The organism is Streptacidiphilus sp. MAP12-20, from assembly GCF_041262525.1.
In the GTDB taxonomy this organism is placed as follows: Bacteria; Actinomycetota; Actinomycetes; order Streptomycetales; family Streptomycetaceae; genus Streptacidiphilus.
The window spans coordinates 64,289-78,642 of the sequence record NZ_JBGCCK010000006.1; the positions used below are offsets into that span (position 1 = coordinate 64,289).

Here is a 14,354-nt window from a genome sequence, read left to right on the forward strand (position 1 = left end):
GTCATTCTCCACTCTTCATCGGCTTTCCGCCGATGACACTCCGAATCCGTGTCAGGATTCGCCCTATCACCTCACCTCAACCAACCGACTCTCCGGGCATACGACAGGAACTCCACCCCCATGAGCGATACACACTCTCCGCACGGCTTCGACGTTGTGCGCCGCGGGTACGAGAAGGCTCAGGTCGACGAGCGCATCAGCAAGCTGGTCTCGGACCGGGACGGCGCCCTCAACCGGATCGGCGCGCTGGAGAAGCGCATCGAGGAGCTGCACCTCGAGACCCAGAGCGCGCAGGCGCAGATCACTGACGCCGAGCCGTCCTACGCGGGCCTGGGCGCCCGGGTCGAGAAGATCCTCCGCCTCGCGGAGGAGGAGGCCAAGGACCTGCGAGACGAGGCGCGTCGCGCCGCCGAGCAGCACCGCGAGCTGGCCGAGGCGGCCGCGCAGCAGGTGCGCAGCGAGGCCGAGGGCTACGCGAAGGACCGCAAGGCGAAGAGCGAGGAGGAGGGCGCTCGCATCGTCGACAAGGCGAAGAGCGACTCCACGCAGCTGCGCGCCGAGGCGACGAAGGACGCGCAGAACAAGCGCGAGGAGGCCGACGCCCTCTTCGAGGAGACGCGGGCCAAGGCCGCGCAGGCGGCTGCGGACTTCGAGACGAACCTGGCCAAGCGCCGCGAGCAGTCGGAGCGCGACCTGGCCGCGCGTCAGGCGAAGGCTGAGAAGCGCCTGGCCGAGATCGAGCACCGCGCCGAGCAGCTCCGCCTGGAGGCGGAGAAGCTTCGCACGGACGCCGAGCGCCGCGCCCGCCAGACGGTGGAGACCGCGCAGCGCCAGGCCGAGGACATCGTCGCCGACGCGAACGCGAAGGCGGACCGCGTCCGCAGTGAGAGCGAGCGCGAGCTCGCGGCGCTGACGAACCGTCGGGACAGCATCAACGCGCAGCTGACGAACGTGCGCGAAATGCTGGCCACCCTCACGGGCGCGGCGGTCGCGGCCGCGGCGGCCCCGGAGGACGACGTCATGGGCCGCGGCGTGCCCGCGCAGCAGAGCCGGTAACACCTTTCGCCCAAAGGGTCAGTTGCACTGTCCAGGGGCGCGGGGAACTGCGCGACAAGCCACCCCGTGTGGTGGGTCGCTCAGCGAGCAGGGCCATCCGCACAGGGTGGTTGCTCGCGCAGTTCCCCGCGCCCCTGGTTGTGGCTAGTCAATGCGTGAGAGCAATCCGCGGACGGCGGTGTTGAACGCCTCCGGGACCTCCAGCGCGGAGAGGTGACCGGCGCCGGGGAGGACAGTGAGTTCCGCCTGAGGGAGCGCCGCGGCCAGCGCCTCCGCGTCGGAGGGTGGGGTGAGGGTGTCTTCCGCGCCGACGAGAACCAGTGCGGGGACCTGTACCTCCCGGAGCGCCTGCAGAGAGTCGACGCGGGCCGCCATGGCCCTTTGCGCCCAGGCGACCGACGCCGGCGGGGATTCGAGGATGATCTGGGCGACGTGGTCCGCGAGCTTCGGGTCGCGGGTCGCGGTCGTCGCGCCCAGGAGTGGGGTCGGCAGCTGTTCGTCCACCAGGAGGCGGACGCTGTCGCGGGCGAGTACCGCTGTCGCCACGCGTTCGCGGTTGGCGCGGGCGGCGTCCGTGTCGGCGGTGCCCTTGGTGTCGGCCAGGAGGAGCCCGCTGAGCCGCGCAGCGTGCCTGCGGGCGAAGGCCATCGCGACGTAGCCGCCCATGGAGAGGCCGCCGATCACCGCCTGCTCGATGCCCGCGCGGTCGAGCAGCAGCGCGATGTCGTCCGCCAGCAGATCCAGTGACGGCTCGTCGGAGCCCAGCTCCGTACCGCCGAACCCGCGCAGGTCCACCGCGAGGACGCGGGCGTCCCCGCCGTCCGACCCGGGAAGCTCGTCGAGCTGGGCCTGCCACATCCGGGACGACAGCGGGAACGCGTGCAGCAGCACCAGCGGCGTTCCCGAGCCGGCCTCGCGGACGGAGAGTCGTTCGGTCATGCGACCAGCCTATGCGCCGATCGGCGCTGCCACGGGGCAGGCGGGGGTGATCTGACCTAGTGTGAATCTATGATCGAGGTTCAGGATCTGACGAAGCGCTACGGCGACAAACTCGCCGTCGACCACCTCACCTTCGCCATCCCCACGGGGGTGGTGACGGGCTTTCTGGGCCCGAACGGCGCCGGCAAGTCCACCACCATGCGGATGTTGCTCGATCTCGACCGCCCGACCTCCGGCACGGTCAGGATCGACGGCAAGCACTACGGCCAGCTGAACGAGCCGCTCAAGTACATCGGCGCGCTGCTGGAGGCCAAGGCCGTCCATCCGGGGCGCACCGCCTACAACCATCTCCTCTGGATGGCCCAGAGCAACCGCATCCCGACCCGCCGGGTCGACGAGGTACTGAACCTGGTCGGCCTGCACGGGGTCGCGAAGAAACGGTCCGGCGGCTTCTCGCTGGGTATGGGCCAGCGCCTCGGCATCGCTGCCGCGCTGCTCGGCGACCCGCAGATCCTGATGTTCGACGAGCCGGTCAACGGGCTGGACCCGGAAGGCATTCTCTGGGTCCGCAACCTGATGAAGGCGCTCGCGAACGAGGGCCGGACGGTTTTCGTCAGCTCGCACCTGATGAGCGAGATGGCCCTGACCGCCGATCACCTGATCGTCATCGGCCAGGGCAAGCTGCTCGCCGATCTGTCGATGAACGAGTTCATCGACCAGAACTCGCACAGCTTCGTGCGGCTCCGCACGCCGCAGCCCGAGCAGTTGCTCGACATGCTCACGCGGAACGGCATGACCGCCTCCATGGACGGCGAGGGCGCCTGGGAGGTGGTCGACGCCGACCCGGCCCGGATCGGCGACCTGGCGGCCGCGCACGGGGTCACCCTGCACGAGCTCAGCCCGCAGCGCGCCTCGCTGGAGGAGGCGTTCATGCGGATGACGGCGGACTCGGTCGAGTACCACACGGAGTCCGTGCCGCAGCAGGCTCCCACCACGGCGTGGGGCTCGGACTGGAAGAAGGAGAGCTGACGATGGTTCCGGTGCTGCTCTCCGAGTGGACCAAGGTGAAGACCGTCCGCTCCACCTTCATCACGCTGATCGCCGCCTTCGTGGTGACGGTGGGGCTCGGCGCGCTGATCAGCTTCTTCACGAACAACAACTTCAAGAACCTGAACGCCTCGGAGCGGGCCAACTTCGACCCGACCTCGCTCAGCTTCTCCGGGGTCTTCCTGGGTCAGCTGGCGATCATCGTCTTCGCGGTGCTGGTGGTCGGCAACGAGTACAGCACCGGCATGATCCGGGCGACGCTGGCCGCCGTGCCGCAGCGGGCGACGCTGCTGCTGGCCAAGGCCGTGACGGTCCTCGCCCTGGTCGCGCCCGTCGCACTCGTGACCGCCTTCGTCTCCTTCTTCCTCGGTCAGGCGCTGCTGGGCAGCCACGAAGCCCACCTGGGAGACCCCGGCGTGCTGCGGGCAGTCTTCGGCATGGCGATCTACATGACGCTGATCGCGCTGTTCTCCCTCGGCGTCGGCTTCATGCTGCGCAAGCCGGTGCTGTCGCTCGGGCTGCTGATGCCGTTCTTCTTCCTGATCTCGCCGATCCTGAGCGCCGTGCCGAAGGTCAAGAACATCGCGCACTACTTCCCGGACCAGGCGGGCAGCCGGCTCGCCGCCGTGCACGAGAGCACGACCATCTCCTACGGCCCGCTGGCCGGCTTCTTCATCTGCCTGGTCTGGGTCGTGGCCGCGCTCGGCATCGGTCTGGTGCTGCTCAAGCGCCGCGACGCCTGAGCCGTCAGTACTTCGGCGCGCCGCGCCCGCGGAGCAGGTTCGCGGCGCGGCGCTCGCGCGCGGACCAGCAGGCGCGGTGCCAGTGGCGGCGGTCGTCGACACTTCCGGCCGCGCCGATCGACGACGCCGGCCAGGCGACGACGTGGCCCACGCCGGGCGGGATCTCCTGGTCGCAGCCGGGGCAGCGATAGCGCTTGCCGCTGTTGCCGGCCACCGAGCGGACCTGCCAGTCCTCGCCCCCGAAGGACTCGGTCTGCTCGATCCAGTTCGCGCCGGAAACCGGACGTGCGTTCCTGGGTTCGTCCCCACGGGGACGACTTCGGCGAGGAGACACGGTTCCCCCTTGCTGGGCGGCATTCTGGTCCCACCAGGGTAGTGGACCGGTGGCCGCGAGCACGACGGCGGCTTCTACCACAGGGGCCCGGATCCCGCCAGGGAGCGAGGGTAAATCCACCCGTTATCAGGGTGAGTGGCCGGTTCCGCTGTGCCCATGGCACATGACATGAGTTACTCCAGTGGTAGACGCGGGGTCGAAGTTCCCCGCGGGGTCAAGGAGTTGATTCCATGTCCGCCGTCCACGCCAGCGCCGCTCCGACACTCGCGCCGTACCGGCTGCCGAGGCAGCGGTCGGCGTGGAGCGCGCCGGGTGGGCTCAGCACCGGGGTGTTCCTGCTGTCGGCGCAGTTCCCAGGTCAGGGTCACGCGGAGGCGCTGGAGCGCACCGTCTCCGCCGCCATCGCGGCCGAGCAGGCAGGGCTGGACAGCGTCTGGCTCGCCGAGCACCACTTCGTCCCCTACGGCGTCTGCCCGGACGCCGCGACGCTGGCCGCGCTGCTGCTGGGACGCACCCGGCGGGTGCGGATCGGTACGGCGGTCAGCGTGCTGCCGACGCATCACCCGGTGCGGCTGGGCGAGCAGGCCGCGCTGCTGCATCTCACCTCGGGCGGGCGGTTCACGCTCGGGGTAGGCCGGGGCGGGCCGTGGGTGGATCTCGCGGTCTTCGGCGGCGGGGCGGAGGCGTACGAGCAGGGTTTCCCCGAGTCGCTCGATCTGCTGCTGCGCTGGCTGCGCTCGTCCCGGGTCGGGGCGTCAGGCCCGCGCTACTCCTTCCCCGAGGTCGCCGTCGTCCCCCGGGCGACGGAGCAGCCCCTGCGACAGCAGCGGACGGGCCGTCAGCACGCGTACGCGGACGCTCCCACGCCCGTCCCCGCCGGGCCAGGATCACGGACGGCCGGGGGGCCGCCCGTGGTGGTCGCCTGCACCTCTCCGGGCACGGTCAGGCTGGCGGCGCAGCGCGGCCTGCCGATGCTTCTCGGCATGCACTCGGGGGACGAGGACAAGGCCGAGATGGTCACCGCGTACCGAAAGGCCGCCCTGGAGGCCGGCCGCACCCCGGAGCAGGTGGCACGGGTCGAGGCCGAACACGTCGCCGCCGGCGTGGCCCAGATCGGCGACACCGTGGCCGAGGCACGGGCGGAGCTGCTGCGGAGCATGCCGGGGTTCTTCCAGTACGGCCTGGGCGCCCACCGCACGGTCGACGGCCGCGAGCGGCGCATGCGCGACCCGGAGGAGTACACCGAGCTGCTGTGCGACCTGCATGCGGTGGGCACGCCGCGGCACTGCGTCGACCGCCTGACGGCCACGGCGGAGCGCACGGGAATTCGACGCTTCGCCCTGCTGGTGGAGGGCTCCGGGGACCGGGCCGGGACGGTGGGCAACATCGCCCGCCTGGGCGCGGAGGTCCTCCCCCAGCTTCCGCAGGATTGACCGAAGATCAACCCCAGATCGTCAGTGGATCAGATCATCGGAAGTTCAACCGACGATCAGCAGTCGCGCAGCTCCTCGGACTGGTTGAGCAGCTGCGCCCGGATCGAGGTGAACCTGGCGTAGCGGGCGTCGGACGCGGGGCCCGGCGGGAAGACGGCGACGCGGTGGCAGTTCTGGAATGCGAGACGGACACCGAAGTGCCGCTCCAGCGATCCCCTGATCGCGTCGCTCGCCAGGGCACGCAGCAGCTGGCCACGGGCCTGCTCGGACGGCGGGGGAACCTGATTGTCAGCGAACTCGCTGCCGTCGACCTGCTGCTGAACGACCAGCGAGCTGATCAGTTCCCAGGCGTAGGGCAGGGAGGTACGGACGCAGTCGACGAATTCCCTCTCGTCGACCTCGCCTCGCTCGGCCTTTTCGAGCAGGGCCGGTGAGACGTCGAGCGACATGAGTTCTCCTCTCGCAGGGCCTCCGCGGGCGGACTCCCGCGGGGGTGTGGTGCAGAGCGGACGGTGGCACCCGCGATCCCGCAATCCGATGGGAAGGCGTACACACCAGCGTCTCAGGGAACGGCCGCACAGGCAGCGGAATGTGGCAATCCCCCTACCCTGAGTGGCCGTGACTCACGGTAAGCCCCCGTACGCAGAGACACCAGAGTGCGGCGAACGGATCAAGCCAGACTTGTGGTGACCCGTGCGTCACACGGCGCGTGCTCTCCGTAGTCGGCGCTACGTACGAGTGACAACGCGCCCGCGCACGCTGTCGGTTTCAGGGAAGGGGATTTCGCGTGGAATCGCTTCGAATGGCCTCCGTGGGCTAGCGTGGTCGGCCGTGCGTCTCGTCATTGCCCGCTGCTCCGTCGACTACGCAGGCCGGCTCACCGCCCACCTGCCGTCCGCCCCTCGGCTCATCCTGGTCAAGTCCGACGGGAGCGTGGCCGTGCACTCCGACGACCGCGCCTACAAGCCGCTCAACTGGATGTCACCACCGTGCTCCCTGAAGGAGGAGGAGGGGCGCTGGACGGTGGAGAACAAGGCCGGCGAAAAGCTGATCATCACCTTGGAAGAGGTGATGCTGGACTCCTCGCACGAACTGGGCGTCGATCCCGGCCTGATCAAGGACGGTGTCGAAGCACACCTCCAGGAGCTGCTGGCGGACCGGATGGAGGTCCTCGGCGAGGGCTGGACCCTGATCCGTCGCGAGTACATGACGGCCATCGGGCCGGTCGACATCCTCGGCCGCGACGCCGGCGGCGCGACGGTCGCCGTGGAGATCAAGCGCCGCGGCGAGATCGACGGCGTCGAGCAGCTGACCCGCTATCTGGAACTGCTCAACCGCGACCCGCTGTTGGCTCCCGTCCGCGGCATCTTCGCGGCCCAGCAGATCAAGCCGCAGGCGCGGGTGCTCGCCGCCGACCGGGGCATCGACTGCGTGGTGCTGGACTACGACGGGCTGCGCGGCATCGAGGACGACAAGCTCAAGCTGTTCTGAGGCTGCGGCCCCTCCCGGGGTACTCAGCTGGGCGAACTGGCGGGTGAACTGGTGGGTGAAGTGCTCGGCGAACTGCTGGGCACGGGTGTGGCCGGGCCGGCGGCGGATTTGCTGCCGGTCGTTGCGGGCGTGGTAGCCGGGGTCGCTCCCGTTGTCGTCGGCGTGGATTTCGGCGTGGTCGACGGGCTGGTGCTGCCCGAAGCGCTCGGGTCGGGCGACCCTGTCGGCGGCTTAGAACTGGCGCTACTGCTGGGCGTGGCCGAGCCAGTGGACGGGTTGCTCGGCGTCATGCTGGGACTGGCGGTGGCCGGCGGCCCGCCTGCCGGGGTCGTCGAACTGCCCGGCGTTGAGGGCGTCGAGGCCCCGGAAGGACTCGAAGAGGCGGAGGCCGAGGGCCTGGCCGACGAGGAAGCGGACGCCGAGGGCAAGCCCGACGCTGAGGTCGAGTCGGCCGGGGTCGGGTAGGACGTGTCCGTCGAGGCGCCGGGCGGGACGACCGTGACGGACTTGGGCGTCTTCGCGCCGCCGTCGTTCCACACGTTCACGCCGAAGGCGACGCCCGCGCCGAGCACGCCCATCAGGACCACGGTCGCAGCGGCCAGCAGGACCTGACGACGCGTCGCACCCGGCTCGCCGTCCGTCGACGCGTGGCGGCCGACGACGCGGCGCACCGCGAAGGGGGCGAACCTGCGCAGGCCCTCCTCGCGGGAGCGGCCGCCGCCCACGGCCGTCGCGCCGGCCAGGACCACGGCCTGGTCGAGCAGTTCCAGCACCTGACGGCCGTTGGCCGTGCCGCGGGAGTCGGCCAGCGCGCCGCGCAGCGCGACGGAGGCCTCCAGCTCGGCGCGGGACCGGTCGAACGCACCGGCGCAGAAGGTCAGCACGCCCAGCTCGTGGTGGAACCATGCCTCCTCGGCGACCGCGCCGGTCGCCCGCGCGGACTCCAGGCCGAAGCGCAGCGTCCGCTCCCACGCGCCCCAACGCAGCGCGAGGGCGAAGGACGGCGCACAGGCGCGTGCCAGCAGGACGACCTGGGCGTGCCGTCCGGCCTTCTGATCGGTGCTCATGACGGCCAGCAGGACGTCCGACTCGGCCACGATCTGGGCCTCGCCCACCGACGCGTGGCCGGTCCACCAGGCGAAGTGCTGGGCCGCGTCGGGAAGGCCCGCCGTCGGCCACTCCGCCGCGAGCAGCTCGGCCGTGCCCTCCACCAGTCGGTGCGTGCCCCCGGGCATGGACTCGGCGAGGCCGCACTCGACCAGTTCCTCCAGCGCCGCCTCGCCGTGGCCGACGTCGATCAGCGCGGGCAGGTGCGGCGGGGTCGGTATCGCGCCGCCGAGCGCCGTGGCCAGCTTCAGCGTGGCGTGAGCCGGAGCGGCCAGCCCGCGTGCGATCCGCTCGGCGGGCGCGGCGCTCTCGGCCACCGAGGGGAGCGGGACCGGGTCCTCCTCCGGCTCGACCAGCCCGCCGGCGAGTGCGTCGATCGCGAGCTCGCGGTGGCGCAGCAGCGCGGCCGCCTGGACGAAGCGCAGCGGCAGACCCTCCGACTCGAACCAGAGGTCCACGGCCCAGGCGCGTTCGCTCTCGTCGAGCGAGCGTCCGGCCAGCTTGCCCAGCAGGGCGAGGCTGCCGGCCCGGGTGAGGCCCGCGATCCGGGACTCCTCGGTCCGGGCTCCGGAGGCGGGCGTGGGTGCGTCGGGGGTGGCGGCGATCAGGAAGGCGCAGTCGGGCGCGGCGGCCAGCAGGTCGTCGAGCGCCTCGCCGCCGAAGTCGACGTCGTCGACCAGCACGATGGCCCGGATGCCGGCCAGCAGGCCCGGCAGCTCGTGCCGGTCCGGCCGGTGCCGGGGAGCACCGCCGAGGGCGCTGTAGAGGTCCTGGAGCAGGTCGCCGAGCGGGCGGCGGTGGGCGCTCAGCCGGACGACGCCGCCGGGCAGCAGACCGGAGCAGGAGGTGGCGACGGCCTCCAACACGGCGCTGCGGCCGGAGCCGTGCGGTCCGGTGAGCCTGACCGAGCGGCCCTGGCTCAGCAGCTCGCGGAGCCGCGCGCACTGCTCCTCGCGCTCCAGCAGCCCGGCGAGGGCGTAGCGGGCGGGTCCTGGCGGGGTCGGGCGGGGCGTGGGCGGCTGCGGGCGGCGCTGCTCAGGCAGCGGCCGCAGGGTCGAGCCCTCGGGGGCGTTGACGGTCAGCAGCAGGTCGCCGACGACGACCTCGCCGGTGCGGGAGCGGCCGTCCGGGCGGGGCTCGCCGGGGACGTGCTGCTCGGGTGTGCTGCCCGCGACGACGCCGCCGCCAGGGTTTCGGAGCACCAGCTCGCTGCCGCCGGATATGCGTGCGGGGTGGTGGCCTGCTGCTTCGCTCATGATCCTCTTCCGGCCCCGTCCGCGCCGCCGCAGGGCGCGGTGCGGGGGTCATTCTGCGGTACGGAAGTGAACGGTGGGGAGAGCTCGGGGCAGACCGTTATGGGATGGACACCGGCAGCGGGTTTGCCTCGGGGTAGTAGCTCTCGATGGCGAGGATCCGGTGCAGTTTGGTGGCCACCAGCAGGCGCTGCAGTTGCAGGGGGACACCGCGCAGCACGAGGCGGCGACCGCTGCGGCCGGCGCGGCGGTGGGTGCCCATGATCACGCCCAGCCCGGTGGCATCCCAGGTGGCCAGCCCGCTCAGATCGAGCACGAGGTCGCCGACGCCGTCGTCCACGGCGCGGTGCAGCGCGGTGCGCGCGTCCGCCGCCGACCGGACGTCGAGCTCGCCCTCGATGGCGAGGTGACGGTGGTCACCGCGGATGAACATGCGGGCTCCCCTCGCTCTCGTTACTTCTCTCATCTGACGCAACGACGGGCGAGCAAGTTGCTGGCCACGGCGAGATCTGAATGGAAATCACTCGTTCGGGTGCGGGAAATTCGCCCCCGGCCCTGGCGCTCGGATGGTCGTTTGATTATCGGGGAATCCCACGGTGACGTGGGCCCCAGGTGAGCGAGCTCACCTGGGGCCCACGTCACATTCGTGCTACCGGTCGCCGTAGGAGTAGAAGCCCTGCCCGCTCTTGCGGCCCAGGTCCCCCGCGGTCACCATCCGGGCCATGATCTCCGGCGCGGCGAACTTGGTGTCCTGGGTCTCTTCGTAGATGTTGTGCGCGGCGTGCAGCAGGATGTCGACGCCGGTCAGGTCCGCGGTGGCCAGCGGGCCCATGGCGTGGCCGAAGCCCAGCCTGCAGGCGGTGTCGATGTCCTCGGCGGTGGCCACGCCCGACTCGTAGAGCTTGACGGCCTCGACGACGAGCGCGGTGATCAGGCGGGTCGTCACAAAGCCCGCGACGTCCCGGTTGACGACGACGCAGGTCTTGCCGACGCTCTCGGCGAAGGCGCGGGCGGTGGCGAGCGCGGCGTCGCTGGTCTTGTAGCCGCGTACCAGCTCGACCAGCTGCATCATCGGCACGGGCGAGAAGAAGTGGACGCCGACGACGTCCTCCGGACGCTCCGTCACGGCGGCGATGCGGGTGATCGGGATGGCGGAGGTGTTGGTCGCCAGCACGGCGCCCGGCTTCGCGATCTTGTCGAGCTCGCGGAAGACGCCCTCCTTGACCTCCAGCTGCTCGAACACCGCCTCCACGACGATGTCGGCGGAGCCGACGGCGCCGAGGTCGGTGGTCGTGGTGATCCGCGCGAGCGCGGCGTCCATCGCGTCCTGGGTCATCTTCCCCTTGGCGACGAAACGGGCGTAACTGTCGCGAATCCCGTCCAGGCCGCGGGTGATGGCAGCGTCGGTCACATCGCGCAGCACCACGTCGTGGCCGCCGGCGGCCGAGACCTGAGCGATTCCGGAGCCCATGAGCCCGGCTCCGACGACGGCGATGCTGCTGGTCACGGTGGTGTCCTCCGTACGTAGGGAACCGCACGACGAGGATCGCCCGCGCACGGCGTCGTGCCTGGCAGGAATCTACACACTTCGGGGCCCGTGGAAGCAGAATGGGAGCGTGATCGCGCTCACCCTGCGGGTGCTGGCCCCGTTCCTGGTCGTCGGGGCCCTGGTCCTGTTGCTCCGCTGGACGTTCAGCCGGGGCCGCCACAACGTCGCCCAACGGACGACGAGAAGGGGCGACCCCGGCGAGTACGGCCTCCTCGTCCCGGTCGCGGCGCCGACCGACTCGGCGGAGGCGTTGGCGCAGGGCGCCCGGCTGGACGAGGCGGGCATCCGCTACACCGTCGTGGACACGAAGTCGGGCCCCCGCCTGATGGTGTGGGAGGACGACGCCGACCGGGCGCGTGCGCTGCTGAGGTAGTTGCACTGTCAGGGGCGCGAGGCTCTGCTCGATGTACAGCGTGCGCGACAAGCCACCCTGTGTGGTGAGTCCCCGAACGAGCAGGGCCATCCGCACAGGGTGGTTACTCGCGCACGCGGTTCTATCGAGCAGAGCCTCGCGCCCCTGGAGGTGCAACTACCTCAGGGCGCGGAGGGCCGCCGCCGTTTCGGTGATGCAGGTGGCGAAGGGGGGCGGGGTCGGGGCCGAGACCCAGTGGGCGAAAGCGACGTGGAAGACCGTCACCGCGCTGTGCGCGGCCAGGCTCGCGGTGGGTTCCGGCACGCCGCGCGTGCGCAGCGCCTCGGCCGTGGCGTCGACCATCGACGCGAGCTTCAGCAGCTCGCGTTCCTGAAGGGGCTGGTTGGCCGCGATGATCCGGGAGCGGTGGACGGCGTGGTCGTGAATGTCTTCCAGCAGGCCGCCGCCCGCGACCATGCCGACCAGCGCCGCGTCCAGGGGTGACAGGTCGTCCGGCGCAGCCAGGATCGCGTCGTGCGCCATCCGCTGCATGGTTCCCGAGCTGTCGAAGAGGACCTCGCGCTTGTCGGCGAAGTGCCGGAAGAAGGTGCGCTCGGTGACGCCCGCGCGCTCGGCGATGTCGCCCGCGGTTGTCTGCTCGTAGCCGCGCTCGGCGAACAGCTCCATGGCCGCGCCGAGCATCCGCCCCCGCGCGTCCGGTTTCCAGCGACCCATGCGGAGCAGTCTAGCGATGACAGTCACTGACATGACGTGTTACCGTTGATGATGTCAGTCACTGACATACCGTGGAAGGAAACCCGCCATGCGCGTCTTCGTCACCGGTGCCTCCGGCTGGATCGGCTCGGCCGTCACCGACGAACTCCTCGCCCACGGCCACAAGGTCGTCGGCCTTGCCCGCTCCGACGAGGCCGCCGCCGCGCTCGACGCGAAGGGCGCCACCGCCCACCGCGGCAGCCTCGACGACCTCGACAGCCTCGCGTCGGCCGCCGCGGCCGCCGACGGCGTCATCCACCTGGCCTTCAAGCACGACTTCTCCGACTACGTCGGCGCCGGGCGCAGCGAGCACGCCGCCGTCCAGCGGATGCTCGACACCCTCGAGAGCAGCGACCGGCCGTTCCTGCTCGCCTCTGGACTGGCCTCGGGGGTCGTCGGTCGGCCCCTGACCGAGGACGACGCCTCGCCGTTCCACGGCGCCGAGTCCATGCGCGGCGGCAGCGAGAACCTCGCCCTCTCCTACGCCGGACGCGGCGTCCGCCCGGTGGCGCTGCGCTTCGCGCCGACCGTGCACGGCATGGGCGACCACGGCTTCACCGCGACGCTGACGAAGATCGCGAAGGAGCACGGAGCGGCGGGCTACATCGGCGACGGCTCGACCCGATGGGCGGCTGTCCACCGCTCCGACGCCGCACTGATGGTCAGGCTCGCGCTGGAGAAAGCACCTGCGGGCTCGCGGATGCACGCCGTGGACGAGGGCGGCCTGCCCTCAAGGGACATCGCCACCGCCATCGGCGACTCGCTCGGCCTGCCGACGGCGTCGGTCGCGCCGGAGGACGCCGAGGCCCACTTCGGCTGGATCGGCCGCTTCTTCGGCATGGACGTCACCGCGTCCAGCGCCCGAACCCGTGAGCTTCTCGACTGGACGCCGACCGGCCCGACGCTCTTCGAGGACATCGCGGCCGGCGCCTACGCGCTGCCGGTCTAAGGCAGTTCCTGCTCGCGGGAGATCTGCGCGCCCAGCGAGCTCAGCTGTTCGGCGAAGCCCGCGTAGCCGCGGTCGATGTGGTGGATCTCCGAGACCAGCGTGTCGCCGTCCGCCACCAGGCCGGCCAGGACCAGGCCCGCGCCCGCGCGGACGTCGGAGGCCACCACGGGCGCGCCGGAGAGCCGCGGCACGCCGCGCAGCACCGCGTGGTGGCCGTCGGTGCGGACGTCCGCGCCCAGGCGGGCGAGCTCCTGGAGGAAGACGAAGCGGGCCTCGAAGATGTTCTCCGTGATCATCGAGGTTCCCTCCGCCACCGCGTTCATCGCGGCGAACTGAGGTTGCAGGTCCGTCGCGAAGCCGGGGTACGGCAGGGTGACCACGTCGACCGAGCGCGGCCGACGATCCATCACCACCCGGAAGCCGTCCGGGTCCGCGCTGACCTCGGCGCCCGCCGCCGCGATCTTGTCCAGCGCGATGCGCAGATGTTCCGGACGGGCCCGGTCCACGCGGACGTCACCCATCGTCATCGCCGCCGCCACGCCGAACGTGCCGGCGACGATGCGGTCGGGCAGCGTGTCGAAGGCGACCGGGTAGAGCCGGTCGACGCCCTGGACCTCGATCGTGGAGGAGCCCGCGCCGCCGATCTTGGCGCCCATCGCCTGCAGCATCTCGCAGAGGTCGACGATCTCCGGCTCGCGCGCCGCGTTGTCGATGACGGTGTCGCCCTTGGCCAGGACCGCGGCCATCAGGATGTTCTCGGTCGCGCCCACACTCGGGAAGTCCAGCTCGACCGCCGCGCCGACCAGCCTGCCCGACAGCGCCTCGGCGACGAGGAAGCCGTGTTCGGTGGTGATCCGCGCGCCGAGGCGGGTCAGCCCGTCGATGTGCATGTCCAGCCCGCGCGAGCCGATCGCGTCCCCGCCCGGCCGAGCGACCCGCACCCGTCCGCAGCGCGCGAGCAGCGGCCCGAGCACGGCGATGGAGGCGCGGAAGCGGCGCACCAGGTCGTAGTCGGCCTCGTGACCGATCTCCCCCGGCACGGCGACGACCGCCGCGCCGACGAACTGGTCCTCCCACTCCAGCCGCACCTCGCAGCCCATCCGGCGGAGCAGTTCGGCCATGATCTCGACGTCGAGGATTCTCGGCAGATTGCCGATCCTGAACTCGCCCTCGGCGAGCAACGTCGCCGCCATCAGCTTGAGCGCGCTGTTCTTCGCGCCAGGCACGCGCACCCGCCCCGCAAGCCTCGCGCCACCGACCACCCGGAACCGTTCCATGGTCCCGAATCGTACGATGCGCGCCCCAGCGGGCTACGCCGGCCGTGTGA

15 protein-coding genes are annotated in these 14,354 nt (G+C 71.3%); 7 read left to right on the forward strand and 8 right to left on the reverse strand.

Annotation, left to right across the window (positions count from 1 at the left end; translation table 11 throughout):
* Positions 1–120: 120 nt before the first annotated feature.
* Positions 121–1,056, forward strand: coding sequence for a cellulose-binding protein (locus tag ABIA32_RS09650; RefSeq protein WP_370093577.1), 936 nt, complete (start codon positions 121–123; stop codon positions 1,054–1,056).
* A gap of 144 nt (positions 1,057–1,200) precedes the next feature.
* On the opposite strand, the gene ABIA32_RS09655 is transcribed toward ABIA32_RS09650, so the two are convergent.
* A complete protein-coding gene (locus ABIA32_RS09655; protein WP_370093579.1) occupies positions 1,201–1,995 on the reverse strand; it encodes an alpha/beta fold hydrolase in 795 nt (264 codons plus the stop codon).
* 69 nt (positions 1,996–2,064) lie between these two features.
* Between ABIA32_RS09655 and ABIA32_RS09660 the strand changes: the two genes are divergently transcribed.
* Both ABIA32_RS09660 and ABIA32_RS09665 read left to right on the forward strand, forming a co-directional pair.
* A complete protein-coding gene (locus tag ABIA32_RS09660; protein WP_370093580.1) occupies positions 2,065–3,024 on the forward strand; it encodes an ABC transporter ATP-binding protein in 960 nt (319 codons plus the stop codon).
* Positions 3,021–3,785, forward strand: a complete 765-nt coding sequence (locus ABIA32_RS09665; RefSeq protein WP_370093798.1) for an ABC transporter permease — start codon at positions 3,021–3,023, stop codon at positions 3,783–3,785. Before ABIA32_RS09660 ends, ABIA32_RS09665 begins: the two co-directional genes overlap by 4 nt.
* A 4-nt stretch (positions 3,786–3,789) precedes the next feature.
* On the opposite strand, the gene ABIA32_RS09670 is transcribed toward ABIA32_RS09665, so the two are convergent.
* A complete protein-coding gene (locus ABIA32_RS09670; protein WP_370093581.1) occupies positions 3,790–4,119 on the reverse strand; it encodes an ATP/GTP-binding protein in 330 nt (109 codons plus the stop codon).
* Positions 4,120–4,349: 230 nt separating this feature from the next.
* On the opposite strand from ABIA32_RS09670, the gene ABIA32_RS09675 reads away from it, so the two are divergent.
* Complete coding sequence (locus ABIA32_RS09675) at positions 4,350–5,552, forward strand: LLM class flavin-dependent oxidoreductase (protein ID WP_370093582.1); 1,203 nt, start codon at positions 4,350–4,352, stop codon at positions 5,550–5,552.
* Between the two features lie 56 nt (positions 5,553–5,608).
* Here the strand turns inward: ABIA32_RS09675 and ABIA32_RS09680 are convergent, their stop codons facing one another.
* On the reverse strand, positions 5,609–6,001 hold the full coding sequence (locus tag ABIA32_RS09680) for an SCO5389 family protein (protein WP_370093583.1): 393 nt from the start codon (positions 5,999–6,001) through the stop codon (positions 5,609–5,611).
* Between the two features lie 382 nt (positions 6,002–6,383).
* Between ABIA32_RS09680 and nucS the strand changes: the two genes are divergently transcribed.
* Positions 6,384–7,043, forward strand: coding sequence for an endonuclease NucS (gene nucS / locus ABIA32_RS09685; protein WP_370093584.1), 660 nt, complete (start codon positions 6,384–6,386; stop codon positions 7,041–7,043).
* A gap of 23 nt (positions 7,044–7,066) precedes the next feature.
* On the opposite strand, the gene ABIA32_RS09690 is transcribed toward nucS, so the two are convergent.
* From ABIA32_RS09690 to ABIA32_RS09700, 3 genes are all read right to left on the reverse strand, one after another.
* Entirely contained in the window at positions 7,067–9,406 is a 2,340-nt protein-coding gene (locus tag ABIA32_RS09690; protein ID WP_370093585.1) for an ATP-binding protein, read from the reverse strand.
* Positions 9,407–9,503: 97 nt separating this feature from the next.
* Positions 9,504–9,836, reverse strand: a complete 333-nt coding sequence (locus ABIA32_RS09695; protein WP_370093586.1) for an STAS domain-containing protein — start codon at positions 9,834–9,836, stop codon at positions 9,504–9,506.
* Positions 9,837–10,052: 216 nt separating this feature from the next.
* Positions 10,053–10,910 carry a 3-hydroxyacyl-CoA dehydrogenase family protein gene (locus tag ABIA32_RS09700; protein ID WP_370093587.1) on the reverse strand — a complete coding sequence of 286 codons (858 nt, stop codon included), beginning with the start codon at positions 10,908–10,910 and terminating at the stop codon, positions 10,053–10,055.
* 109 nt (positions 10,911–11,019) lie between these two features.
* On the opposite strand from ABIA32_RS09700, the gene ABIA32_RS09705 reads away from it, so the two are divergent.
* The gene (locus ABIA32_RS09705; protein WP_370093588.1) at positions 11,020–11,325 is read left to right on the forward strand and encodes a hypothetical protein; all 306 of its coding nucleotides are present in this window, start codon (positions 11,020–11,022) and stop codon (positions 11,323–11,325) included.
* Positions 11,326–11,481: 156 nt separating this feature from the next.
* Here ABIA32_RS09705 and ABIA32_RS09710 read toward each other — a convergent pair whose 3' ends face one another.
* Positions 11,482–12,039 carry a TetR/AcrR family transcriptional regulator gene (locus tag ABIA32_RS09710; RefSeq protein ID WP_370093589.1) on the reverse strand — a complete coding sequence of 186 codons (558 nt, stop codon included), beginning with the start codon at positions 12,037–12,039 and terminating at the stop codon, positions 11,482–11,484.
* 88 nt (positions 12,040–12,127) lie between these two features.
* On the opposite strand from ABIA32_RS09710, the gene ABIA32_RS09715 reads away from it, so the two are divergent.
* Positions 12,128–13,027 (forward strand): SDR family oxidoreductase, encoded by a 900-nt coding sequence (locus ABIA32_RS09715; RefSeq protein WP_370093590.1) that lies wholly within the window; start codon positions 12,128–12,130, stop codon positions 13,025–13,027.
* Here the strand turns inward: ABIA32_RS09715 and murA are convergent.
* A complete protein-coding gene (gene murA, locus ABIA32_RS09720) occupies positions 13,024–14,304 on the reverse strand; it encodes a UDP-N-acetylglucosamine 1-carboxyvinyltransferase (protein WP_370093591.1) in 1,281 nt (426 codons plus the stop codon). The genes ABIA32_RS09715 and murA overlap by 4 nt on opposite strands.
* Between the last annotated feature and the right edge of the window lie 50 nt (positions 14,305–14,354).